Below are 23,081 nucleotides of genomic sequence, written 5' to 3'. Positions count from 1 at the left end.
TCGCCTTCAGGCCGCCACCGAGATCTTCGGTGCCACGCAGGCCCCAACGGCTGCCAGACGCTACACCGTCGTCATATTTGACGAGGCTGTCATGGCTCGTGCCGGAACGGGCATTGTTCACGTAACTGATACCGGCATCGATCAACCCGTACAGCGTCACGCGTGGCATGCAGGTCAATGTCAGCATCGGGCGATCAAACGCGTGTTGAGGCGAAAATCGCAGGACGCAGCATCCGTCGCTTCGTGAGAACGGTGCCGGTCAGTGAGAGTCTTCCTGGCATAGGGTCGACTTCGAACAGGATGAAGTGCCCTGTTTCGTTGTATCGTGCGAAATATAACGACACGTTATATATTCGTAAACACTCCTGTTGGGGAATTGTCGTCTTTCTGACACAAATGGATTCACGGTGTGGCATGGACACTCAGGTTTCCGGACGCTATATTCACCGGGATATAACTGGAGAGGATTGATGGAAGCAGCGATGAATCAGGCGGTTGGCAGTGTCTACGTGCTCGAATCGATGAAGCTCGCCCGTGACAGAACCTGGGAGGCTGTCGGGCAGATCAGGGAGCGGATTGAGCCGGGCATGCTCGAGTCGCAGGCGAGAGCGGAATGCACGCGCCTCCTGACGCAGCTCGGCATGGACCGGATCTGGCATCCGGTGCTGGTCCGTTTCGGCGAGAACACGCTGAAGACATTCAAGCAGCCGTCGGCTGGCGACCCGCGACTCAAGGAGGACGACATTTACTTCGTCGATCTTGGTGTCGTCTGGAACCGGCACGAAGGCGATGCGGGCGCCACCTTTGTGGTCGGCGACGACGTGGATATGAAGGCGTGTGCCGATGCCGCGAAGACCGTGTTCGCCGAAGTGGAGCAGCACTGGCGTTCATCTGGCGCGGGCGGCAAAGCACTCTATGACTTCGCCGAAGAGCGTGCATCGGCGCTCGGATGGCGTCTGAATCTGGATATCAAGGGCCACCGTGTCAGCGATTTTCCGCATGCGATCTACAAGGCAGGCGATCTTGGAGACTTCGCCGACTGTCCGGACGCGGGGCTCTGGATTCTCGAAATACAGCTGGCCCATCCGACGCGGCCATTCGGTGCGTTTTACGAAGATCTGCTCGTGTAGCGCGCATGGTTTGCGCATGAACGTTTTGCGCGTGCGACTTTTTAAATCGATGCGGAGTTGAAGCGCACATCGTAATATATGGGCCTTTATAACGATTCGGGGAATCACATGTTGCGCAAGCTTCTGGTGTCGGGTGCCGTGCTGACAGGCCTGTTGACCGCAAACCTCTGTGCTGCCGATGAGGGCACCGTCAACGTTTTGTATGCGGGTTCGCTCGTCAACCTGATGGAACGTAGTGTCGGACCGGCGTTCGAGAAGGAGACGGGTCTGCATTTTCAGGGCTACGCTGCCGGATCGAACAAGATCGCCAATGAGATCAAAGGCAAGCTGCGCCGCGGCGACGTGTTCATCAGCGCGAGTCCGAAGGTGAACACCGCCCTGATGGGTGCGACAAACGGTGATCATGTGAGCTGGTACGTCAACTTCGCCGAATCGCCGCTGATGATCGGCTACAACCCGCAAAGCCGCTTTGCCGCCGATTTCAAGAAGAAGCGCTGGGATCAGGTACTGCAGGAGCCGGGTATCCGTATCGGCCGCACCGATCCGAAGCTCGATCCAAAGGGCGCATTCACCGTCCAGATGATGACGAAGGCAGCGGAGCTCTATCATCAGCCCGACCTCGTCCAGAAGACGCTCGGCGCGCCCGACAATCCCGAGCAGGTGCTGCCGGAAGAGACGCTGGTTGGGCGTCTTCAGTCAGGCCAGCTTGATGCGGGCTTTTTCTACTCGACAGAAACGTCGGATCTGAAGATTCCTGCGTTCCGCCCCGCGCCTGAACTGCAGGCCAGGGCGAGCTATACGCTGACCATCCTTAACGATGCGCCGAACGCTAACGGCGCAACGCGCTTCGCCGATTTTCTGCTTGGCGCGAGCGGGCGTGCGTTGCTTAAGGAGCATGGCGTCGACGTGATCAAACCGACGGTGACCGGCAATGCGCAAGCCGTACCGTCGTCATTGCATGCTGTCATCGACGCAGCCCAATGAAGCAGCCAGCGGCGCAGCCGCTGCTCTGGCTCGCCGTACTGCTTGCAGCGTATCTGTGCGCGCCGTTTCTCGCGAGTATCCCGCAGATCAGTCATGCCGACTGGGCGGGTGTCGACTGGCACGCCACCTGGTCGGCGGTTGGCGTCTCCATAGGCAGTGCAAGCGTCGCCGCGCTCGTGATACTCGTGGGCGGTGTGCCACTGGGCTACTGGCTCGCCCGTTCATCGTCGCGCTGGACAGCATTGCTTGGCTTTGTGGTCCAGTTGCCGCTCGCACTGCCACCGCTCACGAGCGGTGTGTTGCTGTTGTTCCTGCTTGGGCCCTATAGCTGGATCGGCCGCGCGGTCGGCGGTACGCTGACCGATTCGTTCGCGGGCATCGTGCTCGCCGAAACGTTCGTCGCCGCCCCTTTTCTGATCGTCGCCGCGCGCTCCGCGTTTCTGTCGGTCGATCCGGTTTTCGACGACGTTGCCGCGACGCTCGGACATCATCCGGGCAGCCGTTTTTTTCGCGTGACACTGCCGATTGCATGGCCGGCCATCCGGGCCGGCCTTGCGTTAGCGTGGTTGCGCGCATTCGGCGAATTTGGCGCGACGGTGATGGTCGCTTATCACCCGTATTCGCTGCCGGTGTACACCTACGTCGTATTCGGTGGACAGGGTCTGCCTGCGATGATGCCGCTTCTGCTGCCGACGCTCGGCATCGCCGTGGTGTGCGCGGCGCTTTCGGTTTATAGCCGCGGCGCCCGTGCTGTTGCAAGCGAGCCGCCAGACAATGGCGACGAACCCGCCGTCGTCGCAACGGCCGGCACCACGCTTTCCGCCGATGCCGGTCTGACGCTTGCGATACGGCTAGCGAGACATATCGGCACATTCAGTCTCGACATCGCCTGGGCGCCTTCTTCGCGACGGCTCGCGATCATCGGCCCGTCGGGTTCCGGCAAGTCAATGGCGCTGCGGCTGATCGCAGGCCTGGAATCCAATGAGCGTGGCGCGGTGAGGCTCGGCCAGCTGGATCTCGGCACGCTGCCACCGGAGCGGCGCCAGATTGGCTATATGCCGCAGGATTATGGTCTGTTCCCTCACATGACGGTGGACCAGCAGCTTGCGTTTCCTGTAGGCGCGGACCGGGCGAGCGCGCGTTTCTGGGTCGAGCATCTGGGCCTTGCGACGCTGACCGGTCGTCTTCCGCGGCAGCTATCGTTCGGTCAGCGCCAGCGGGTCGCGCTCGCGCGTGCGCTGTCGCGCCATAGTCAACTGCTGCTCTTCGATGAGCCCTTCGCCGCGCTCGATACGCCGCGCCGTCGCCGCCTGCAGCAATCGCTCAGGGACCTGCAGCGCGAGATCGCCGCGATAACAGTCATCGTCACGCATGATCCTGACGAAGCCGCGTTGCTCGCTGATGAGGTACTGGTGATCGAACAGGGGCGCGTTCTGCAAACCGGACCCGTCGAGGAAGTTTTCGAGCGGCCGTGCACGATGCGGGTTGCTGATCTGCTGGGTCTGCACAATGTCGGGACGGGGATCGTCAAAACGCCAGGCGAGATCGAGATCGCCGAAGGATTCACGCTGCAAACATCGGACCGGTCCTTTCACCCCGGACAACAGGTGATGTGGCGTGTTGGTTCGCGCTCGATAACGCCGTCAGTGAGCGGGCCACATACGGGAACCATCAGTGCAATCGGCACGCGTCACGGTGAGCGCTATGTCAACGCAAAGGTCAAAGGGGTGAGCTTCGAGTTTGCCAGCCAGGACGGCGGTTTTCGTGAAAACGGGCAGTGCCGGCTCGCCATCGATCCAGATGGAGTGACAGTGTGGGCGGGTGCTGCGTGAAGACCTGACGCGTGGAGGTTCCTGACCACCGCTTGAAACTTGAACGGCATCGTTCACTAACCTTGCCTTGACGGGCGGGACGATGCTGCCTGTGCGTGTCACCCGGATTCTGCCGGTTCTGAACCACGCCTGGAACGCTTATGACAGGAATTCGGGCGTACGTTGAGCATCCCCGGATCTGGGTAACATGGTAATGCTTTCGTGCACTTTATTGATGTGGCGGACCACGCTGACATATGAACGGGTGACTCGCAGGAGTCGAGGGCGCAGTTGCTCCACTGCATGATGAGAATCTCGCGGAACGAGACGGGCCAAAAACATGAAGAGACTTTTCGTTTGCTGTGATGGCACATGGAACTCGGATAGCGACCAGTTTCAGGGGGTGCCCGTTCCAACCAATGTCGTTCGCTTTTTCAACGCATTGAGTGAGCGCGGCGACGATGGCGTCGAGCAGCTTCGGTACTATCACGTCGGCATCGGCGCTAACGAAGGCCGGGTGCGTGGCTTCATCGACGGTGCGCTAGGTTTAGGCCTCTCCCGTGACATTCGAACCGCGTACAAGTGGCTGTCCGACCACTACGAAGAAGGTTCCGAAATCTTTGTCATTGGCTTCTCTCGTGGCGCGTTCACGGCTCGCAGCCTGGTCGGCATGCTTCACCATTGTGGACTTCCTCACGAGGCAACCTGGGCGCTGGTAAGGCAGGCATGGAACCTGTACCGGCTTGACCCGGAGATGCCGGAAAGCGTCAGCCAGCAGGAACGGTTCCGCGACGCGCATGGCAAACCTCCGCCCATTCGCTTCCTGGGGGTGTGGGAGACGGTGGGCGCGCTCGGCATTCCCGAAATCGTGGACTTGTTCGGCTTCGGCAGAAAGCGCTTCGAATTTCATGACACAAGACTTCCGCCAGAAGTTGAACGCGCGGTACAGGCCCTTGCAATCGATGAGCAGCGGAATAACTTCTTTCCAACGTTGTGGACGGATTCGGATGGTTGCGACCTGACACGCGTGTTGCAGGTGTGGTTCCCTGGTGTTCACGCTGACGTTGGGGGCGGCTACAAAGAGACCGGACTTTCTGATGCCACGCTCAAATGGATGATTGGCGAGGCTGCGAAGTGCGGTGCGGTGTTCGAGTCGGACATGTTGAACCAGCTGGCCCACGCGGATCAGTCGTCGCCCTCTGCAATACACGGTGTTCTTCACAACTCACTCACCGGTTTTTACAGGGAAGCCGGCTTTCGTCCCCGGTCCTTTCCGTATCTGGCGAAGGGTTCACGAAGATGTTCTGAATCGATATCGGATCTGGCATTGGCACGACAGGTTAATCCGCCAATCTTTCAGGCGCCCTATCGACCGAACATAGACCCTGCGGTGACTGTCGAGGTGCGGGTTTTCGCCAGCCCGTTGTGGAACTGGACCGGTATTTTCATGAATGAGGGTGTGAGCTACCGCTTCAAGGTGCCTGAAGGTCAAACGTGGCTGGATGGGGACAGTGCATGGGGCGCGGAGGGGACACCTGGTACCTGGATACAACGTCTGTTTGCCTGGTCCCGGCGGGTCAGGGGGGCGAACTGGTTCGAACTCTGCGGAGCGATCTCAACGCCAGGGCAACAGGGCCAGGCAGGTGTGCCACCTCAACCCTTCTACTTCCGGATTGGCAGGGAAGTGGAGATCAAGGCGCCATGCTCGGGTTATCTGTATTGCTTTGCTAACGATGCCAGCTGGGCGTACTGGAATAATCACGGGAGCCTGCGGGTTGAAATTGCGGAGTCAGGCGGTATGCCGCCTGGCAAGGTGGCGGCATACCCGTCTTCAGACGACGACCTGACCGCGCCTCCAACAGCACCCGGCGGTTCTGGCGCGGGTCAACCATCCTGACGCGCAGGCAGTTCATCAGGCGGTGTCAGTCCGTGGCGACAGCGCTGCCGCCCAGGTACGCCGCGCGAACCCGGCTATCCCGTGCCAGTTCGTGGGCCGGGCCGGCTAGCGCGATGCGCCCGCTTTCCAGCACGTAGGCCCGATGCGCGATGCGAAGCGCCTGGCGCGCGTTCTGCTCGACAAGGAGGACCGACGTGCCGTCTGCGCAGATGTCGGAAATCATGCCGAAGATCACGCGAACCAGTTTCGGCGCCAGTCCCATGGACGGCTCATCCAGCACGACGATACGTGGCCGCAACATCAGGGCGCGTGCGATCGCCAGCATCTGCTGTTCGCCGCCGCTGAGCGTCCCTGCCAGCTGGCTGCGCCGTTCACCGAGGCGCGGAAAAGTCTGGTAGACCCCGGCCATCCGCTGGTCCAGCACGGCACGGTCGCCGCGGATCAGGTAGCCACCGAGGCGCAGATTTTCCTCGACCGTCAGCGATCCGAACATGCGACGGCCCTCCGGCGCGTGGCCGAGACCCAGCGCGACAATCTGGTGGGCCCGCATCCCGATGAGCGGGTGTCCGTCCAGCGTGATTTGTCCCGCGCGCGGGCGGATCAGGCCGGAAATGGCGCGTAGTGTCGTTGTCTTGCCCGCTCCGTTACTGCCGAGCAACGCCACGATCTCACCCCCGGCGACATCGAGGGAGATGCCATGCAGGACCTCCACGTTCCCGTAGCTCACCTGCAGGTCGCGGATTTCTAGGAGTCCCACAACGATTTCTCCCCGGCGGCATCGTCAGCCGCTTCGTCTGTTTCAGCCGTACCCAGATAGGCGTCGATCACGTGCGGGTCGGCCTGGATTTCGGCGGGCGTTCCCGCGGCGATGATGACGCCATGGTCCATGACAATGATCCGGTCCGACACGCCCATCACCAGCATCATGTCGTGTTCGATCAGCAGCACCGTCACGCCAAGATCCCGGATACGCCGGATCAATTCCATCAGCGCGTGCTTTTCGGTCGGGTTCATCCCCGCGGCCGGCTCGTCCAGCAGCAGGAGTTGCGGGTTGCTGGCCAGTGCACGGGCTATCTCCAGCCGGCGTTGATCGCCATAGGGCAGGTCGGCTGCGCGCTCCCCCGCACGCGCCATGAGACCGACGAAGCCAAGCCAGCGCAGGCCTTCTGCCGCGTGACTGGCAGCCTCGGCACGCGCCGAAGGCAACCCGAGCAGTTCGACGACGAGCAGCGTGCGCAGCCGGTGATCCATGCCGGTCAATACGTTCTCGAAAGCCGTCATGTTGGCAAACAGGCGGATACCCTGGAAGGTGCGCGCCATACCGGCATGGACGATGCGATGGGGTGCGCCTCCGACGAGCGACGTGCCGCGCCAGAGCACCTTGCCGCCGGTCGGGCGGATCACGCCGGTCAGGCAGTTGAACACCGTTGTCTTTCCGGCGCCGTTGGGGCCGATCAGGCTGAGGATCTCACCATTGCGCACCGTGAAGCTGATACCGCCGACCGCCCGCACACCGCCGAAGTGGCGTTGCATGTCGCGCACATCGAGCAGGATCGCGTCGCCGGCCATCGCCCGGGACGCGAATGTTTCAGCACGGCCGGCATCCTCGCGCGGCGGTGTCACGCGGCGCAGCGGTGCCGGCCATAGCCCTTGCGGCCGGAGCAGCATCAGGATCACGAGTCCGATCGCAAAGGCGAAGATGCGCCAGAGGTTGAGAAAGCGCAGCAATTCGGGCAGGCCGGCCACGATGACAGCGCCGAGTATCACGCCGGGAATGCTCCCCCGGCCGCCGAGTACGACGACGATCAGGATGGTGACGGATTGCAGATACGTGAAGCCGGTCGGATCGATGGTGCCGAAGCGGGCGGCGAACAGGCTGCCCGCAAAGCCGCCGATCAGCGCACCCATGACGTAGGCGAGCATCTTGACGCGCAGGGTCGGCACGCCGACCGCCTCGGCGGCCGCCTCATCCTCGCGGATGCTGGTCCAGGCGCGCCCGAGCCGCGACTGGCCTAGCCGGATCGCGAACCCCAGCACCAGCACGAGAAACGCGACGCCCAGTTCGTAGACCGCCTTCGGAGAGCTGATTTCATACCCGAACAGGCTTGGACTTTCGATGCCGAAAATACCGTTCGGGCCGCCGGTGATGTCGAGATTGGTGGCGATGATGCGCGTGATCTCGCCGAAGCCAAGCGTGACAATCGCCAGATAGTCGCTGCGCAGGCGAAGGGTCGGGTAGCCGATGACGATACCCGAAGCCCCCGCAAACGCCAGGCTGAACGGCAGCGTTTCCCAGAACGGGAAATGCAGCAATGTTTCCAGCAGTGCCGTGGTATAGGCGCCGATAGCAAAAAAGGCCGCATAGCCGAGATCCAGCAACCCGGCATAACCCACCACCACGTTCAGCCCGAGGCCCAGGATCGAATAGGTGGCGATGGTCAGGCCGACATCGACAATATAGTTGCTGGCGAGCGCGGGCAGTGCGGCGGCAGCGACAAGAAGCGCGACGCCGGCAGGCCAGGACCAACGCGATGACAACCCCGTCGTGCTCATGGGCTACATTCTCTCGACGACGCGTTCGCCGAACAACCCGGTCGGCTTGATCACGAGTACGCCGATCAGCACGCCGAACACGAACACATCGGTCCATCGCGAGGAGACATAGCCAGCGCCAAAGGATTCCAGCAGACCAATCAGGATGCCGCCGGCCATCGCGCCCGGAATGTTGCCGATGCCGCCGAGGACCGCGGCGGTGAAGGCGCGCAGGCCCAGCACGAAGCCCATGAAGAAATTGATCTGCGTGTAGTAGATGCCTTCCATGACCCCTGCTACCGCAGCCAGCGCGGAGCCCAGGAAGAAGGTGAGCTGGATCAGCCGCTCGACATCGATGCCCATCAGACGTGCTGCGTCCTGATCGATCGCCAGCGCGCGCATCGCGGTGCCGATGAAGGTGCCGTGAACGAAGAAATACAACGCGAGCATCAGCACAAGGCTGGTCACGATGATGCCGATCTGTGCGAACGTGATCTGAACGTCGTGGAATTCGAGCCCTGCCTGGCTGAGGACGTGGGGATAGGTGCTGAAACCGGCGCCGTAGATCAGCAGCACACCATTCTCCAGCGCCAGCGAAACGCCGAGGGCCGTGATCAGGATCGACAGCCGCGGCGCGCGCAGCAGCGGCTGGTAGGCGAGCCGTTCGATCGCGAGGCCCAGTGCGCCAGTGACCGCCATGGCGGCCACCAGTGCGATCAGCAGCGCCAGGGCGAGCGGTATGTGCGCTGCAGCAAGCACTGTCAGACTGGTCCAGCCGATGAACGCGCCGACCATGAACAGGTCGCCGTGGGCGAAGTTGATCAGCCGGATGATCCCGTAGACCATCGTGTAGCCGAGGGCGACGAGCGCATAGAACGAGCCGGTCGTCAGCCCTTCGATAACGAACTGGAAGAAGGTGCTCATGGCGGCGCGCGGCGCGGCGGATGCTATTTCATCGCCACCCAGTGTCCGCTGGCATCCTGCCTTTGATAGGGCGTGAAATTGTCGCCGTGCACGATGATGGTGATGTAGACCGCCTTGCTGCGGTCACCCTTCGCGTTGAAACCGATCGTTCCGGTCGCGCCCTGATAGTTCGACATCTTGTGCAAGGCGGCCGTGATCGCGGCGGGCGTCGCCGACTTCCCGTCTGCGATCGCTTTCGCGGTGACGCCGACGGCGTCGTATTCGTAGACCGAATACGGCCCTGGCCCTTGCCCGTAGGCCTTCGTATAACCGTCGACGAAATCGTGCGCGCCGCTCAGGAACTGCGCCAGCGGCGCCGTGGTGATGATCATGCCCTCGGCAGCCGGGCCGGCTGTTTTCATCAGTGTCGGGTCGTTGGTGCCGTCGCCGCCCATCAGGGTCATCTTCAGGCCCAGTTGCCGTGCCTCCTTCACCAGCAGGCCGGCTTCGGAGAAATAGCCGGTGTAGTAGATGACGTCAGGCTTCAGCGAGGCGACGTGGGTCAGCGTTGGCGAATAGTCCATTTGCCCCGGTGTGATCGCGTCGTTGTAGACGACGTCGACGCCATCCTTTTTCAGGGCTTCCACGGTGTTGTCGGCGAGGCCCTTGGCATAGGTCGTGTTGTCGTGGATCACGGCGGCGCGCCGGGCATGGAGCGAATTCTTCATGAATCCGGCGGCAAATGGACCTTGCTCGTCATCACGGCCGATCGTGCGGAACACATTGTCGTAGCCCATCTCGGTCAGTTTGGGATTGGTCGAGGCGTCCATCACGTAGGGAATTCCGGCGCGATGAAACGTCGTCAATTCCGGCAGGGCCGCGCTGGAGCAGTAGCCGCCGGCCACGGCGACGACCCCCGCATCGACGAGTTTCTGTGCCGCCTGCACGGCGGTCTGCGCGTCGCAGGCGTCATCCTCCGGCACCAGTTCGATCTGCTTGCCGAGTACGCCGCCCGCCGCATTGATTCTGGCGGCGGCAAGCTTCGCGCCGTTGACGATGTCGATGCCGGCATTGGCGCTGCTGCCCGACAGCGGCGCGGGCACGCCGATCTTGATGGTCTGGCTTTGCGCCGACCCCGGGACAATGCCAGCGAGCACGGCCAGCGCGGCCAGTGCCGCGATTGTTGTCTGCCGCAAGACGCGACCTGCGTCCGGCGAGCTATTTTTCTGAACAATCATGTTTGTGACTCCTTATTGTGAAAAGGACTGGAGCGATCCGCCACACGACTGAACCGATGACATCGGAAAACGGTTGAAAACGTACGTCGCATACAAGTTGTAATCTGTCAGTTCAACAACCCGGTATCGGACGCATCGCAGCGCTACTATGAAAGTGTTTTTTCATGATAGGTCTCGCCGCACATTTGAGCGGTATAGGGTATGCGCTTATAGAACGTCATACCCAAAGCGTCAGCGGGTTTGCATTTCCTGAACGGCAAGCAGCTTTGCATGGGCGGGGATTGCATGGGACCCGAGTAAGCGCTATGGGGCTGGAGTAAGCGCTAAAGCGCCAACTCCAGCCGACACGCTAACTCTGGTCGACCGCAGATTGCATGGGACCCGAGTAAGCGCTAAAGCGCTAACTCTGGTCGACACGGGAGTCACGTATGAAAAGCGTTGTGCTGGGAGGCGGAATCGCTGGCGTCACGGCCGCGTATTACCTTGCCAGAGAGGGCCGCGAGGTCACCGTGATCGACCGTCAGCCAGGTGTCGCGCTCGAGACCAGCTTTGCCAACGCCGGTCTCGTCGCGCCGGGGCATTCATACACGTGGGCGTCTCCGCGAGCGCCGAAAATCCTGCTGAAATCACTCTTCGTCGACGGGCAGGCGCTGAGGCTCAAGCTCAACGCGGACCCGCACATGTGGGCGTGGTGTTTCCAGTTCCTGCGCAACTGCACGGCGGAGCGCTCCCGCCAGAACACCACGCGCAAGGTGAGGCTTTGCCGCTACGCACAGAGTCAATTGCAGCAGCTGACCGAAGCCGAGCGTTTGCAGTACGACCGCATCAGCAGCGGCCTGCTGTATCTCTATCGCGACGAAGCTTCTTTCGCGCGGGGCACACAGAATATGTCGATCCTCGTGGCCAACGGACTGTCGCTCGAAACGCTCGACGCGGCGCAGGCGATTGAGCGTGAGCCGGCGCTTGCCCATGCGCGCGACAGCCTCGCTGGAGCGATTTATTGTCCGACCGATGAAAGCGGCGATGCCCACCTGTTCACCCGCGCGCTGAAAGCGGCGTGCGAGCGTCTTGGCGTGCGTTTCGATTTCGATGCCGCCATTAGCGCGATCGAGGCGTCTGGCGATCGGGTCATCGGGGTGCGCACGCCGGCCGGACTCGTTCGCGGCGACGAGTTCGTGCTTGCGCTCGGTTCCTGGTCGCCGGTTCTGGCGCGTCAACTGGGCTACCGGCTGCCGGTGTATCCGGTCAAGGGCTATTCCGCCACGTTTCCGGTTGGGCCGGACCACCGTCCGCCGGAGCTGGGCGGCGTCGACGAGAACAATCTCGTCGCTTGGGCGCGCTTTGGCAAACGGCTGCGCTTCACCGCGACCGCCGAATTCACCGGCTACGACACCCGCCATACCCCCGCTGACTTCAAATCGATGCTGCAGGTGGCCGGCGAGCTGTTCCCGAACGGCGCCGACTATGGCCGCCCGTCTTACTGGGCAGGCCTGCGTCCGATGACGCCCGAAGGAACGCCGTTGATTGGTCGCACGCGGCACAGGAACCTGTATCTGAACACGGGCCACGGACACATGGGATGGACCATGTCGTGTGGAACCGCGAAACTGCTGGTCGACATCATGGCCGGTCGCCAGCCTGAACTCGACATGACAGGGATGACACTGAAATGAGCACGATTTCATTGCAGGGTGACGCGTACGCCAGGCTGGATTTCACGCTGGACGACGGCATCTGCCGGCGTGCCGCCATTGGGTTGGTGGTGCTCGCCACCGATCACACGATCGAACACGAATGGCGCAAACTGCTGACGCAGGACGGAGTGGCCTTCTACGAGAGCCGCATCCTCAATTCGCCGGACATCACGCCCGACCGTCTGGCGGAGATGGATGGGCGCATCGCGCCGGCGGTCGCACTGATCCGGCCTGCCGAGCGAATCGATGTGGTGGCGTTTGGCTGCACGTCGGCGTCGATGGTAATCGGCGAGGAAAACGTATTCGCGCGTATCCGCGAGGCGCGCCCGGGCGTCGCGTGTACCACGCCGATTACCGCTGCGCTGGCCGCGCTACGCGCCCTTGGCGTCCAGCGCGCCGCGCTGCTGACACCTTATGTGCGCTCGATCAACGACTACATGCGAAGTTACATCGAGGCACGTGGCGTGCGCGTCACACGCATCGCCTCGTTCGAGCATGCGAACGACAACGAGGTCGCACGGATTGACACGGCCTCGCTGCAAGCCGCCGTCGAGCGCCTCGGGCAGAACCCCGACGTGGAAGCAGTGTTCGTGTCATGCACAAGCTTGCGCATCGCGGAACGCGTTTCAGCGCTTGAAGCGAGGATCGGCAAACCGGTGATATCCAGCAACTTCGCGATGGCCTGGCACGCGTTGCGGCTTGCCGGCGTGGAAGATCGCGAGCCGCATCGTGGGCGGTTATTTGCGCTGTAGCCGGCCTTCATCGTATTCAGCGAGGGATGGGTGAGCAGACCGCGTTCCGCTCTATTTTTGTCGCCGCCCGGTCATCCACGAAGACGACTGCGACGAACCCGCCGCCCCGGCCGCCTGCGAAACTCCGCTCACCGGAAGCTCGAAGCAGAATGTCGCCCCCGTGCCCGCGTGTTCGACCAGACGTATCTGGCTGTGATGCAGTTGCAGCATGCGCTGTACGATCAGCAGCCCGAACCCGCCGCCACGGTGCGCACCGCCGGTGCTGAAAGGCCGCTCGAACAGCCCGTCGCGCAGATTCGCCGGAATGCCTGGGCCGCTGTCGCTGACAGTGACCGACACGTTCGCGTCGCGATACGCGAGATCGACCCCGATCGTGCCATGAGCGGGCGTATGGCGAATCGCGTTGTCGAGCAGGTTGGTCAGCACACGCTCGATCATCCCGAGATCGGCGAAGACAGCGGGCAGGCGCTGCGGAATCCCGGCGCGCAGATGGATATGCCGCGCTTCGGCCGGCAACTCGAATTTCTGGAAGACGTCCTGCACCAGATCCACCATCGAGAATTCTTCCAGCGCCGGTTGCACGTTGCCATGTTCGAGCCTCGCCAGTTCGAACAGTGCCTGAGCGAGCCGCCCAACCTTGACGCTTTGCGCGAGCGCGATTGCCAGATAGCGTTTGCGCTCCGTTTCGCCGAGGGTGTCGGCCTTTAGCGACAACGTTTCAAGGTAGCCGTGCAGCGACGTCAGCGGCGTGCGCAGGTCGTGCGAAATATTGGCAAGCAGCTCGCGCCGCTGCTGGTCCAGCCGCGTCAGCGCGCGCCACTGTTCGCCGATCCGTTCTGCCATCTGCGCGAAGGCGGTCTCCAGCACGGCGATTTCATCACGCGTTCCCGCTGAAGACGAGCGCGGTACCTTCGGCTGCGTATCCGGTTCACCGTTGACGTCGAAGCGAAGCATCGCGGCAGACAGCCGTCGCAGGGGACGCGTGATCAGCCCGAATGCCATGAGACCCGCGAGTAGCCCAAGCAGGGTCACGAGCGCCATGTACCACAGCGTGGTGCGCAATACCGAGCTGGCGTTCACCTGTGCGGCGAGTGCGTCGTGTGCCTCGCCGAGCAGCACCACGTAGATATAGCCCGATGGTGCCTGCCCGTCCGCTTGCAGTGGCGCGGCGCTGAACACCTTGCGCGCGTCGGTGCTGCGCGGATCGTCGCCGAGGATCGGCAGCGCGTCGCCGGCGATGAAGCGGCGAACCGGCGCGAGGTCCACCTGCTCGCGCTTCACATGTCCTGCGGGCGCGTCGTCGCCCTTGATGCGTCCTTGATTGTCGAGCAGATACACCTCGACGCTCGGATTGACCACCATCAACTGGCCGAACAGTTGCCGCACGGCGTCGGGCCTCAGGCCGTTCCCATCCATCAACGGCGTGCTGCGGACGATGTGACCGGCCAGTCCGCGCGAAAGGCCCTGGATCACTTCCTTGTCGTGCAGGTCGCTTGAGCGGATTTGCAGCCATGCCGATGCGCCGCAGCACGCAAGCAGCAGCACCGAGAACACGATCGAGAGCCGCTGGGTGAGGGTGAGGTTCATGGCGCGTCCGTGGACGGGATGTCCTGCGCCGGGGTGCCGTCGGAAGGCGCGGCAAACTTGTAGCCGCGTCCCCAGACGGTCAGTATCCGCGTGGGCTCAGCCGGGTCGGCTTCGATCTTCGCGCGCAACCGGTTGATGTGGGTGTTCACGGTATGTTCGTATCCTTCGTGCCGGTAACCCCACACCGCATTGAGCAGGTCCATCCGCGAAAACACCTTGCCCGGCTGTTGCGCGAAGAAATACAGCAGATCGAATTCGCGCGGCGTCAGCTCGATTCGCCGGCCCTCGACGGCGGCCTCGCGTGTCAGCGGATCGATGGTGAGGCCGGCTGTCTGCAGGGTGCCTGCGTCGATCCGCGAATCTTTCACCATCGCTTCGACGCGGCGCAGCAGCGCTTTCACGCGTGCGACCAGTTCGAGCACGGAGAACGGCTTGGCGAGGTAGTCGTCGGCACCGAGTTCGAGACCGAGTATCCGGTGTACTTCGCTCGAACGGGCGCTGGTGATGATGATCGGGGTGTAACGCGTCATCGCGCGGGCGCGCCGGCAAATCTCCAGTCCGTCGACGCCAGGCAGCATCAGGTCGAGGATCAGTGCATCCCAGCCGCCCTGTTCAAGCAGCCGAAGCCCTTCGTTGCCGTCGGCGCTGTGCACGACATCATAGCGTTCATCCCGCAGATGCAGGGCCAGCACGTTGGCGATGTCGACATCGTCTTCGACGATCAGGATGCGCTTTTGATGATCCATGGAAGTCGCGGTCTCGAGCGGTTCGGGGTGGTTCAGGGTCGTTGCGGGAATTAACGCCGGAAAGCGGCCGTTGCGCCATTGTGCAAAATTTCCGGGCGGCGAGTTATCACATTTAATTTAACTTTTCGTGAGGACTTTGACACCGCCCGCGCCCTAGCATGTGGCCACTATCCGCAGACTGGCACCAAGGAGCACATCATGCAAAGTCGTAGACGCTTCCTGCTTTCGGGCGGCGCGGCCGTGGCGGCGCTGGCTGCCGTGAGCCTCTGGCCGCGGCTGGCCGCGGCGCCGGCAAAGGCCGGCAAGCCCGCTCAAAGCTTCGAATTCACGCGCACGGACGAGCAATGGCACCAGTTGCTCACGCCGGCACAGTACACCGTTCTGCGGGATGAAGGCACCGAGCGGCCTTACAGCAGTCCGCTGAACAGCGAGCATCGCGCGGGCGTCTTCGCATGCGCCGGCTGCCGGCTCGACCTGTTTTCGTCGCGCACGAAGTTCGAGAGCCACACAGGCTGGCCGAGTTTCTGGGCGCCGCTCGAGCACGCGGTGGCGACGCGCGAAGACGGCTCATTCGGCATGTCACGCACGGAAGTGCATTGCCGGCGCTGCGGCGGCCACCTCGGGCACGTATTCGACGACGGTCCGAAACCCACCGGCCTGCGCTATTGCATGAACGGGCTCGCCATGCGCTTTACACCGGCGGCAGCCTGAGTCTGAATCCGAATCCTGGCGACACCCCCATAACCCCTGAAATAACGCACTGGAACAGTCATGCTACTCATCGTTCTCGCCTACCTTGGCGGTGCCCTGACGATTCTCAGCCCCTGCATCCTGCCGGTACTGCCGTTCGTCTTCGCGCGCGCCGATCAGCCCTTCGTCCGCAGCGGGCTGCCGTTGCTCGCCGGCATGGCGCTGACGTTCGCCCTCGTGGCGACGCTCGCTGCCGTCGGCGGGGGGTGGGTCACGCAGGCCAACCAGTATGGCCGCTGGCTCGCCATCGCGCTGCTCGCCGTATTCGGCCTGACGCTGCTGTTCCCGCGCTTTGCCGACCATCTGATGCGGCCCCTGGTGAGCGCCGGCAACCGGCTTTCGAACTTCGCCCAGGCCGACGGCCAGCAGGTGCGCGCGGGTTCGTCGTTTCTGCTCGGCATTGCCACGGGCTTGCTGTGGGCGCCGTGCGCCGGTCCCATTCTGGGTCTGGTGCTGACCGGCGCCGCGCTGCGTGGCGCGAGCGTCGGCACGACGCTGCTGCTGGTCGCCTATGCGGCCGGCGCGGCAACCTCGCTCGCGATCGCGTTGCTGATCGGCGGCCGCGTCTTCACGGCGATGAAACGTTCGCTGGGCGCCGGCGAGTGGATTCGCCGTGGCATCGGCGCGGCGATGCTGGGTGGAGTGGTGGCGATCGCGTTCGGACTCGACACGGGGGTTCTCACGCGGATCTCGACGGTTGCGACCGGCGGCATCGAACAGAAGCTGGTCGACAGGCTGTCGCCCGGTGCGACGCCGGCTGGCGTCGCTTCGTCGAGCAGCACGGTTGACAGTACGGCGAACGGCGGCGCCATGATGGCGGCGAATGATGCCGCGGGTTCAGGCACTTCCGCTGACGCGGATAAAGGCACGGGCGGCGCGATGGCTGTTTCGTCGGGCGCGATGATGCGTGCGGCGCAAGTCGTGCCCGGGAATGTGCCGCCGCTGCCGGTCGAGGGCGTGCTGCCGTCGCTGAACGGCGCGGTTCAATGGCTCAACTCGCCGCCGCTCAGTGCACAAAGCTTGCGCGGCAAGGTGGTGCTGATCGATTTCTGGACTTACTCGTGCATCAACTGCCTGCGTTCGCTGCCGTACGTGAAGGCGTGGGCGGAGAAGTACAAGGATCAGGGGCTGGTTGTGATCGGGGTGCATGCGCCGGAGTTCGCCTTCGAGCGCAATATCGACAACGTGAAGAAGGCGGTACACGACCTGGGTGTCGATTATCCGGTTGCGATCGACAACAACTACGCCATCTGGCGCTCACTGAACAACCAGTACTGGCCGGCGCATTATTTCGTCGATGCTCAGGGGCGTATCCGCTACCACCATTTCGGCGAAGGCGACTACGCGCAGTCGGAGAAGGTTATCCAGCAGTTGCTGACGGAAGCAGGTCACGCGGATGCGGCGAAGATCGCGACAGGGCTCACCCGTACCAGCGTGACAGGCGTGGAGGCGGCTGCCGACAATCACGACATGCAGTCACCGGAAACCTACATCGGCTATGCACGTGCCGGGAACTTCGCCTCACCCGGCGGCGAAACCGGTGACAGGCTCCATACGTACACCGCGCCCACGCAGCCTGCGCTGAACGACTGGGGCCTCGCCGGCAAGTGGCGCGTCGGTGCCGAACACGCGACGCTCGCGGCGCCGTCGGGAGAGATCGTCTACCGCTTCCACGCTCGCGATCTGCATCTGGTGCTGGGCCCGGACAAGGACGGCAAACCCGTGCGGTTTCGCGTCAGCATCGACGGCGCCGCGCCGGGCAATGCGCACGGCAGCGATGTGAGCGCCGACGGCATGGGCACGGTGACGGAGCAACGGCTCTATCAACTGGTGCGGCAAACGGGCGACATCAAGGACCACACGTTTTCGATCGAGTTTCTGGACCCTGGCGTCGAGGCGTACTCGTTCACGTTCGGCTGAGGGCAGAACCACGGCTATCGAATAGCGGCAACAATTCGTCGAGACCGCCCAGCTGCCAGTCCGGCGTCTGGCCCATTTCTTCGAAGACATTGCCGCTGCGATTGATCCAGCACGTCGGAAAGCCGAAATAACGCGCCCCCGTCGCATCCCACGCATTCGACGACACGAACAGTATCGACGATCGCGTAACTCCGAAGGCCGCTTCCGCAAGCAGGTAGGCGCGATCGTCCGGTTTGTACACGCGCACCGGATCGACGCTAAGCAGATAATCGAATTCGGCGCGAAGTCCGGAGTTTCCCACCACGGCGCCGATCGAATGCGGCGAACCGTTCGACAGCACCGCCAGCTTCAGTCCGCGCCGACGCAATTCACGCAGCGTATCGGCCACTTCAGGGAACGGCTGCAGTCGCAGGTACGCTTCGCAGAGCACCTTGCATGCATCGTTATCCAGATCGAGCCGCAGGTGTCGGCAGGTAAAGCGCAATGCGTCTTCCGTCGCCTGCTCGAATGTGACGTAACGGTTCATCAGGCTGCGCAGCCACGTATATTCGAGCTGCTTCTGTCTCCAGATCGCGCTGATTTCACGTCCACGTCCTGGGAATTGCTCATCGCATCGGGCAACAACCGAATGGACGTCGTACAGTGTGCCGTACAGATCGAATGCAATTGCCTTGATGTGATCCATATCGTCTCTCCAGAAAAAACATCACCACAATGGCCGGGTTTCCGCGGACGTCACGTCAACGCTCACGTTCCTTGAGCCGCTTCCGATGGGCCGCAACCTTCGCGCGGTTACCGCAGATCGCCATGCTGCACCACCGGCGCGCATGCCCCCGCGTGTGATCGGCAAAGATTAACGTGCAGCGCGGACCTTCACATGCCTTCACGTACGTGAAGTCCTCGTCGCACACCAGTTTCGCCAGCGCCTCGACGATGGGCATCAGCAGCGACTCCGGCGACTTCCAGCGCCGGTTCGCGCGCAATTCAAGGATCGACGTCCCGCCCGTGGCATCGACGACGATTTCTGCATATTGTTCGTCCCGCTCGAATAGTTGATTCAGCGGTTCGAGCTCGCGCAAATCCCTGGCGGACAGCGGACGTCCTTTTCTCTTCTGGACAAATCCCCTGAACCATTCGCGCAGTGCGCGTGCCTGTGCCGCAACCGCGTCGAGTTCGGCCGGCGTGGACTGCGACCGCATCGCTGCGAGCGTGGCGCGAGGCACCAGTTCAGCCTGTTCCAGCCAGGTCAGCAGGCCTTCTCCATCGCTGATCCAGTCGACCTCTTCATCTACCGGCGTCGCCACCGAGTTCAGGAAATCGAGGCCCGGCGCGTCGGCCAGAAATATCGCGGGAATCTGACGGTAGTCCATCTGTCGTGACGAAAGTGAATGACGATAGCCACACTGTAACCACTAAAAATGCTGTTGACAAGTTACCTATTCGATGAGTAACCTATAAAATATTGATAGACGGGTTACATGGTGTGATGTAAGAGAGCTTTACATCACAGGTGACATCTACTTTCCTGAAAGGAGCAAGACATGTCTTCTGGCAACGTGAGCGCGGTGCTTGTGCATGGCGCATGGGCGGATGGATCAAGCTGGAGCAAGGTGATCGATCGCCTGAAGGAGCGGGGTATCGATGCAATCGCGGCGCCGCTGCCGCTCACTTCGCTGGGTGACGACGTGGCCGCGCTCGACCGGACGCTCGAACGGATCGAAGGTCCGGTGGTGCTGGCCGGCCATGCGTATGCGGGCGCCGTGATCGGATCGACCCGTTCAGACCGCGTCGCGGCGTTGGTCTACGTGGCGGCGCTCGCGCCCGACGAAGGGGAGACCGTTGGCGACGTGTTCTACCGCGACGAGGCGCACCCGCAGGCGCCGCAACTCGCTCCGGATCTGCACGGATTGATATGGCTGCCGCACGACGCGTTCGCTGCTGCGTTTGCGCAGGATGGAACACCGCGGGAGCTGGCGGTGCTTGCTGCGGTGCAGCGTCCCATTGCGGTGTCGTGCATCGGCGAAGCGGTCGGGCGTCCGCTGTGGAGAGACCGCCCGAACTGGTTCCTGATCGCCGGCCAGGACCGGATGATCAACCCCGACACCCAGCGCTTCATGGCACGTCGCATGAATGCAAACGTGCGGTCGTACCAGGTCGATCACACGCCGCTGGTCACGGCGCCGGACGCCGTGACCGATGTGATTGTCGAAGCGGTCCAGTCGGTTTCCGCACGCTAGCCGTGCCTGTCGCCTGCGATGCCGTGAATCGCAAGGTGCCTTTCATCACTCGCCAGATCTTTTTCTCCTGTGGAGGCAAATCATGAGTTCAATTGCGTATCGCCATGCCGACGTCGACGGTTTCAAGGTGTTCTATCGCGAAGCCGGCCGCCCTGGCGCTCCGAAGCTGCTGCTCCTGCACGGCTTTCCGACTTCGAGTCACATGTTTCGCGACCTGATTCCGATGCTTGCCGACCGTTTTCATATCGTCGCGCCGGATCTGCCCGGATTCGGGCAGTCCGACATGCCCAGCCGGAGCAGTTTTGCGTACACGTTCGACAATCTCGCCAATGTCATCGACCGCTTCACCGGGACGATCGGTTTCGATCGCTTTGCGCTCTACGTATTCGATTACGGCGCGCCAACCGGCTTCCGGCTTGCGCTCGGGCATCCCGAGCGGATCACCGCGATCATTTCGCAGAACGGCAACGCTTACGAAGAAGGATTGAGCGACGGCTGGAATCCGATCCGCGCCTATTGGCAAGACGCTTCGTCGGTCAATCGTGAAGCGCTGCGTGCGCTGCTCACGCACGAGACAACGGTCTGGCAGTACACCCACGGCGTTCAGGACACGGCTTCCGTTTCGCCAGACGGCTACTCGCTCGACGACTTCTATCTGAGCCGGCCCGGTGCGGACGACATCCAGCTCGATCTGTTCGGCGACTATCGAAGCAACGTCGCGCTATACCCCGCGTTCCAGCAGTATTTCCGCACGCATCAGCCTCCGTTCCTCGCTGTGTGGGGAAAGAACGATCCGTTCTTCCTGCCCGCGGGCGCCGACGCATTCAGGCGCGACATGCCGGACGCCGTTGTGCGCTTCTTCGATACCGGCCACTTCGCGCTGGAGACGCATGCGGCGGAGATCGCGGCGGCCATTGCGGATTTTCTCATTCGCTGACGCGTCCAGGGTCGACATCGACATCGCGTGATGGAAGCCGGTGCGGCCGGTGGAAAGAGGATGGGCGTGCATTGACCCGTCGTCAATCTGCAATACAAGGAGATCTGAAATGTCCAGGAAAGTCGCAATCGTCACAGGCGCGAGCCAGGGGATCGGTCGTTCGACCGCCATCAGGCTCGCGCGGGATTTTGATTTGCTCGTCCTCGTCGCGCGCGACCGCGGGAACCTCGAACAGACCGCAATCGAGGTGAAGAGGGCCGGTGCGGAGTCTCTTGTTATCGATGTCGATCTGTCTCAACCCGATGCCGCACAGCAAGTCGTCGATGAGACGCTCGCGGCGTTCGGGCAGATCGACGCGTTGCTCAACATCGCGGGCGCGGTGCCGCAAATCGACGTACTTGAAATGACCGACGAGCAATGGGACCGCGGTCTCGCGCTGAAGCTTCACGGCGCGCGACGGTTGACGGTCGCGGCGTGGGCGTCGTTGAAGGAGACGTCAGGGTCGGTCGTGCTGATGTCGGGCAATTCGGCGCTGTTTCCCAAAGCACCCTATGCGGCTGTGGGCACGATCAACGCGGCGATCATGGCGCTCGCGAAAGCGTTCTCGGACCGCGGTATCGCCGACGGCGTGCAGGTCAACAGTGTGCTGCCAGGGCCCGTGATGACCGGCCGGCGACAGTCCTATCTGGAACATTGGGCGCCGCTGCACAACATGACCGTTGAAGAGGCGACGGCGAAATTTCCCGTTGAAGCGGGTATCGCGCGGTATGGCACGCCGGAGGAGATCGCTGAACTGATGGCGTTCATCGTGTCGCCTGCCGCCCGCTGGATGACAGGCTCGGCGTTGAGGATGGATGGCGGGGAAGTCAAATCGGTCTGACTCGCAAGCTGCGATGCGGTGTCTCCCATGCAACATTTGATATTCTTCCTGCTCGGCGCATGTCTACATGCGGATGCTGTGTGAAGCGTTTTCCGTCAATTGCCAGAGGCCAAAGCGACCACTCTTTCTTTCTTGCGTAGCGCGGCACAGTACCGGCAGGTCAGCTTCAGGCGAAGACGGACAAACAGGATTGAAAGTCATGAACGACAAGCGAGATGAAGTGCCAGACAGCACAGCAGCGCGAGTCGCCTTGTGGCGCGCGCTGCATGTCGAGGCCGACCCTCCGCCGCATGTACTGGAAGACGAAGTCGGTCTCAGGCTGCTGTCTCCGGACGAGAGCTGGCGCCACCGCGGCGACATGGACCCGCAGTTCACGCGACCCTTTCGCGCCTCCATCGTGGCGCGTGCCCGCTTCATTGAAGACCTGGTCGTGGAGGAGGCCGCCCGCGGGGTGAGTCAGTACGTCATCCTCGGCGCCGGCCTTGACAGCTTCGCGCAGCGCAGGCCGGAGATCGCGTGCCGCCTCAGGGTGTTCGAGATCGACCGGCCAGGTCCTCAGGCATGGAAGCGTCGGCGTTTGATCGAACTTGGCTTCGGCGTCCCGGACTGGCTGCGTTTCGTGCCGGTCGATTTCGAGGCAGGGGAGCGCTGGCGGGACCGGCTCGTGGCGGCCGGCTTCGATGACAGCAAGCCGGCAATCGTGGTCTCCACGGGCGTCAGCATGTATCTCACCCGGGACGCGAACGCGGCCACGCTGCGCGAGGTCGCGGCCTTCGCCCCGGGGTCGACGTTCGCCATGACGTTCCTGCTGCCGCTGGAACTGGCGGACCCCGAGGTGCGTCCCGGGCTTGAGATGGCGGAGAAGGGCGCGCGAGCAGGCGGAACACCTTTTCTCAGCTTCTTCACCCCGCGGGAAATCCTGGCGCTAGCCCACGAAGCGGGTTTTGAAGAAGCACGGCACGTCCCGGCGGCCGACCTTGCCCGGTGCTACTTCGCGGGCAGGACCGATGATCTGCGCCCGCCAGACAATGCGGAAGAACTGCTGGTAGCGAATACTTAGCTACCCGTATGTTTTCCGACCGC

Annotated in this window: 21 protein-coding genes; 12 read left to right on the top strand and 9 right to left on the bottom strand. The window is 62.6% G+C overall.

Translation table 11 applies throughout. The features are described from left to right. Nucleotides 1–187, bottom strand: a 187-nt coding sequence (locus LPA37_RS17155) for a porin (protein ID WP_324251889.1), incomplete at its 3' end; no start/stop codon positions are given. Between the two features lie 283 nt (nt 188–470). Between LPA37_RS17155 and LPA37_RS17150 the strand changes: the two genes are divergently transcribed. The 4 genes from LPA37_RS17150 to LPA37_RS17135 all read left to right on the top strand — a co-directional run bounded on the left by LPA37_RS17150 (nt 471) and on the right by LPA37_RS17135 (nt 5,822). After that, the gene (locus tag LPA37_RS17150; RefSeq protein ID WP_228979490.1) at nt 471–1,130 is read left to right on the top strand and encodes a M24 family metallopeptidase; all 660 of its coding nucleotides are present in this window, start codon (nt 471–473) and stop codon (nt 1,128–1,130) included. Nucleotides 1,131–1,238: 108 nt separating this feature from the next. Next, nucleotides 1,239–2,114, top strand: a complete 876-nt coding sequence (locus tag LPA37_RS17145) for an extracellular solute-binding protein (RefSeq protein ID WP_229013188.1) — start codon at nt 1,239–1,241, stop codon at nt 2,112–2,114. Then, on the top strand, nt 2,111–3,946 hold the full coding sequence (locus tag LPA37_RS17140) for an ABC transporter ATP-binding protein/permease (protein WP_229013187.1): 1,836 nt from the start codon (nt 2,111–2,113) through the stop codon (nt 3,944–3,946). Before LPA37_RS17145 ends, LPA37_RS17140 begins: the two co-directional genes overlap by 4 nt. A gap of 319 nt (nt 3,947–4,265) precedes the next feature. Beyond that, complete coding sequence (locus LPA37_RS17135; RefSeq protein ID WP_229013186.1) at nt 4,266–5,822, top strand: DUF2235 domain-containing protein; 1,557 nt, start codon at nt 4,266–4,268, stop codon at nt 5,820–5,822. Between the two features lie 25 nt (nt 5,823–5,847). Here LPA37_RS17135 and LPA37_RS17130 read toward each other — a convergent pair whose 3' ends face one another. Genes LPA37_RS17130 through LPA37_RS17115 form a run of 4 tightly spaced genes read right to left on the bottom strand, consistent with a single transcriptional unit; the run spans nt 5,848 to nt 10,414 of the window. After that, nucleotides 5,848–6,579 carry an ABC transporter ATP-binding protein gene (locus LPA37_RS17130; RefSeq protein WP_228979483.1) on the bottom strand — a complete coding sequence of 244 codons (732 nt, stop codon included), beginning with the start codon at nt 6,577–6,579 and terminating at the stop codon, nt 5,848–5,850. After that, nucleotides 6,567–8,375 carry a branched-chain amino acid ABC transporter ATP-binding protein/permease gene (locus LPA37_RS17125; protein ID WP_229013185.1) on the bottom strand — a complete coding sequence of 603 codons (1,809 nt, stop codon included), beginning with the start codon at nt 8,373–8,375 and terminating at the stop codon, nt 6,567–6,569. The genes LPA37_RS17130 and LPA37_RS17125 overlap by 13 nt, the downstream gene beginning before the upstream one ends. Before the next feature lie 3 nt (nt 8,376–8,378). Beyond that, complete coding sequence (locus tag LPA37_RS17120) at nt 8,379–9,278, bottom strand: branched-chain amino acid ABC transporter permease (protein ID WP_228979479.1); 900 nt, start codon at nt 9,276–9,278, stop codon at nt 8,379–8,381. Between the two features lie 23 nt (nt 9,279–9,301). Next, complete coding sequence (locus tag LPA37_RS17115; protein WP_229013184.1) at nt 9,302–10,414, bottom strand: branched-chain amino acid ABC transporter substrate-binding protein; 1,113 nt, start codon at nt 10,412–10,414, stop codon at nt 9,302–9,304. Between the two features lie 509 nt (nt 10,415–10,923). On the opposite strand from LPA37_RS17115, the gene LPA37_RS17110 reads away from it, so the two are divergent. Further along, nucleotides 10,924–12,168 (top strand): D-amino acid dehydrogenase, encoded by a 1,245-nt coding sequence (locus LPA37_RS17110; RefSeq protein WP_229013183.1) that lies wholly within the window; start codon nt 10,924–10,926, stop codon nt 12,166–12,168. Beyond that, a complete protein-coding gene (locus tag LPA37_RS17105; RefSeq protein WP_228979476.1) occupies nt 12,165–12,941 on the top strand; it encodes a maleate cis-trans isomerase family protein in 777 nt (258 codons plus the stop codon). The genes LPA37_RS17110 and LPA37_RS17105 overlap by 4 nt, the downstream gene beginning before the upstream one ends. A 51-nt stretch (nt 12,942–12,992) precedes the next feature. Here LPA37_RS17105 and LPA37_RS17100 read toward each other — a convergent pair whose 3' ends face one another. Both LPA37_RS17100 and LPA37_RS17095 read right to left on the bottom strand, forming a co-directional pair. Next, on the bottom strand, nt 12,993–14,528 hold the full coding sequence (locus LPA37_RS17100; protein ID WP_229013182.1) for a sensor histidine kinase: 1,536 nt from the start codon (nt 14,526–14,528) through the stop codon (nt 12,993–12,995). Then, complete coding sequence (locus LPA37_RS17095) at nt 14,525–15,274, bottom strand: response regulator transcription factor (RefSeq protein WP_229013181.1); 750 nt, start codon at nt 15,272–15,274, stop codon at nt 14,525–14,527. Before LPA37_RS17095 ends, LPA37_RS17100 begins: the two co-directional genes overlap by 4 nt. Nucleotides 15,275–15,472: 198 nt before the next feature. Between LPA37_RS17095 and msrB the strand changes: the two genes are divergently transcribed. After that, on the top strand, nt 15,473–15,985 hold the full coding sequence (gene msrB, locus LPA37_RS17090; protein WP_229013180.1) for a peptide-methionine (R)-S-oxide reductase MsrB: 513 nt from the start codon (nt 15,473–15,475) through the stop codon (nt 15,983–15,985). Nucleotides 15,986–16,045: 60 nt separating this feature from the next. Beyond that, nucleotides 16,046–17,944: a cytochrome c biogenesis protein DipZ gene (locus LPA37_RS17085; RefSeq protein WP_229013179.1), complete on the top strand. Its 1,899-nt coding sequence runs from the start codon at nt 16,046–16,048 to the stop codon at nt 17,942–17,944. Here LPA37_RS17085 and LPA37_RS17080 read toward each other — a convergent pair. Beyond that, nucleotides 17,931–18,629, bottom strand: coding sequence for a haloacid dehalogenase type II (locus LPA37_RS17080; RefSeq protein WP_229013178.1), 699 nt, complete (start codon nt 18,627–18,629; stop codon nt 17,931–17,933). The genes LPA37_RS17085 and LPA37_RS17080 overlap by 14 nt on opposite strands. Before the next feature lie 55 nt (nt 18,630–18,684). Beyond that, nucleotides 18,685–19,314: a CGNR zinc finger domain-containing protein gene (locus LPA37_RS17075; RefSeq protein ID WP_229013177.1), complete on the bottom strand. Its 630-nt coding sequence runs from the start codon at nt 19,312–19,314 to the stop codon at nt 18,685–18,687. 171 nt (nt 19,315–19,485) lie between these two features. Between LPA37_RS17075 and LPA37_RS17070 the strand changes: the two genes are divergently transcribed. The 4 genes from LPA37_RS17070 to LPA37_RS17055 all read left to right on the top strand — a co-directional run bounded on the left by LPA37_RS17070 (nt 19,486) and on the right by LPA37_RS17055 (nt 23,058). Continuing rightward, complete coding sequence (locus LPA37_RS17070) at nt 19,486–20,181, top strand: alpha/beta fold hydrolase (RefSeq protein WP_229013176.1); 696 nt, start codon at nt 19,486–19,488, stop codon at nt 20,179–20,181. A gap of 82 nt (nt 20,182–20,263) precedes the next feature. After that, a complete protein-coding gene (locus LPA37_RS17065; protein ID WP_229013175.1) occupies nt 20,264–21,118 on the top strand; it encodes an alpha/beta fold hydrolase in 855 nt (284 codons plus the stop codon). Nucleotides 21,119–21,227: 109 nt separating this feature from the next. Then, nucleotides 21,228–21,998, top strand: a complete 771-nt coding sequence (locus tag LPA37_RS17060; RefSeq protein ID WP_229013174.1) for an SDR family oxidoreductase — start codon at nt 21,228–21,230, stop codon at nt 21,996–21,998. A gap of 199 nt (nt 21,999–22,197) precedes the next feature. Then, complete coding sequence (locus LPA37_RS17055) at nt 22,198–23,058, top strand: class I SAM-dependent methyltransferase (RefSeq protein WP_229013173.1); 861 nt, start codon at nt 22,198–22,200, stop codon at nt 23,056–23,058. The last annotated feature ends 23 nt before the right edge of the window (nt 23,059–23,081 follow it).

Origin of the sequence: Paraburkholderia gardini (genome assembly GCF_907164545.1) — a bacterium.
Classification (GTDB): domain Bacteria; phylum Pseudomonadota; class Gammaproteobacteria; order Burkholderiales; family Burkholderiaceae; genus Paraburkholderia; species Paraburkholderia gardini.
Note: the sequence above shows the minus strand (reverse complement) of the source record. Positions and strands in the feature narration are given on the sequence as shown.

Bases quoted from the DNA above. Each gene is read 5' to 3' on its own strand.
- LPA37_RS17150 (WP_228979490.1), top strand. From the start codon at position 471: ATGGAAGCAGCGATGAATCAGGCGGTTGGCAGTGTCTACGTGCTCGAA.
- LPA37_RS17145 (WP_229013188.1), top strand. From the start codon at position 1,239: ATGTTGCGCAAGCTTCTGGTGTCGGGTGCCGTGCTGACAGGCCTGTTG.
- LPA37_RS17140 (WP_229013187.1), top strand. From the start codon at position 2,111: ATGAAGCAGCCAGCGGCGCAGCCGCTGCTCTGGCTCGCCGTACTGCTT.
- LPA37_RS17135 (WP_229013186.1), top strand. From the start codon at position 4,266: ATGAAGAGACTTTTCGTTTGCTGTGATGGCACATGGAACTCGGATAGC.
- LPA37_RS17125 (WP_229013185.1), bottom strand. From the start codon at position 8,375: ATGAGCACGACGGGGTTGTCATCGCGTTGGTCCTGGCCTGCCGGCGTC.
- LPA37_RS17120 (WP_228979479.1), bottom strand. From the start codon at position 9,278: ATGAGCACCTTCTTCCAGTTCGTTATCGAAGGGCTGACGACCGGCTCG.
- LPA37_RS17110 (WP_229013183.1), top strand. From the start codon at position 10,924: ATGAAAAGCGTTGTGCTGGGAGGCGGAATCGCTGGCGTCACGGCCGCG.
- LPA37_RS17105 (WP_228979476.1), top strand. From the start codon at position 12,165: ATGAGCACGATTTCATTGCAGGGTGACGCGTACGCCAGGCTGGATTTC.
- LPA37_RS17100 (WP_229013182.1), bottom strand. From the start codon at position 14,528: ATGAACCTCACCCTCACCCAGCGGCTCTCGATCGTGTTCTCGGTGCTG.
- LPA37_RS17095 (WP_229013181.1), bottom strand. From the start codon at position 15,274: ATGGATCATCAAAAGCGCATCCTGATCGTCGAAGACGATGTCGACATC.
- msrB (WP_229013180.1), top strand. From the start codon at position 15,473: ATGCAAAGTCGTAGACGCTTCCTGCTTTCGGGCGGCGCGGCCGTGGCG.
- LPA37_RS17085 (WP_229013179.1), top strand. From the start codon at position 16,046: ATGCTACTCATCGTTCTCGCCTACCTTGGCGGTGCCCTGACGATTCTC.
- LPA37_RS17080 (WP_229013178.1), bottom strand. From the start codon at position 18,629: ATGGATCACATCAAGGCAATTGCATTCGATCTGTACGGCACACTGTAC.
- LPA37_RS17075 (WP_229013177.1), bottom strand. From the start codon at position 19,314: ATGGACTACCGTCAGATTCCCGCGATATTTCTGGCCGACGCGCCGGGC.
- LPA37_RS17070 (WP_229013176.1), top strand. From the start codon at position 19,486: ATGTCTTCTGGCAACGTGAGCGCGGTGCTTGTGCATGGCGCATGGGCG.
- LPA37_RS17065 (WP_229013175.1), top strand. From the start codon at position 20,264: ATGAGTTCAATTGCGTATCGCCATGCCGACGTCGACGGTTTCAAGGTG.
- LPA37_RS17060 (WP_229013174.1), top strand. From the start codon at position 21,228: ATGTCCAGGAAAGTCGCAATCGTCACAGGCGCGAGCCAGGGGATCGGT.
- LPA37_RS17055 (WP_229013173.1), top strand. From the start codon at position 22,198: ATGAACGACAAGCGAGATGAAGTGCCAGACAGCACAGCAGCGCGAGTC.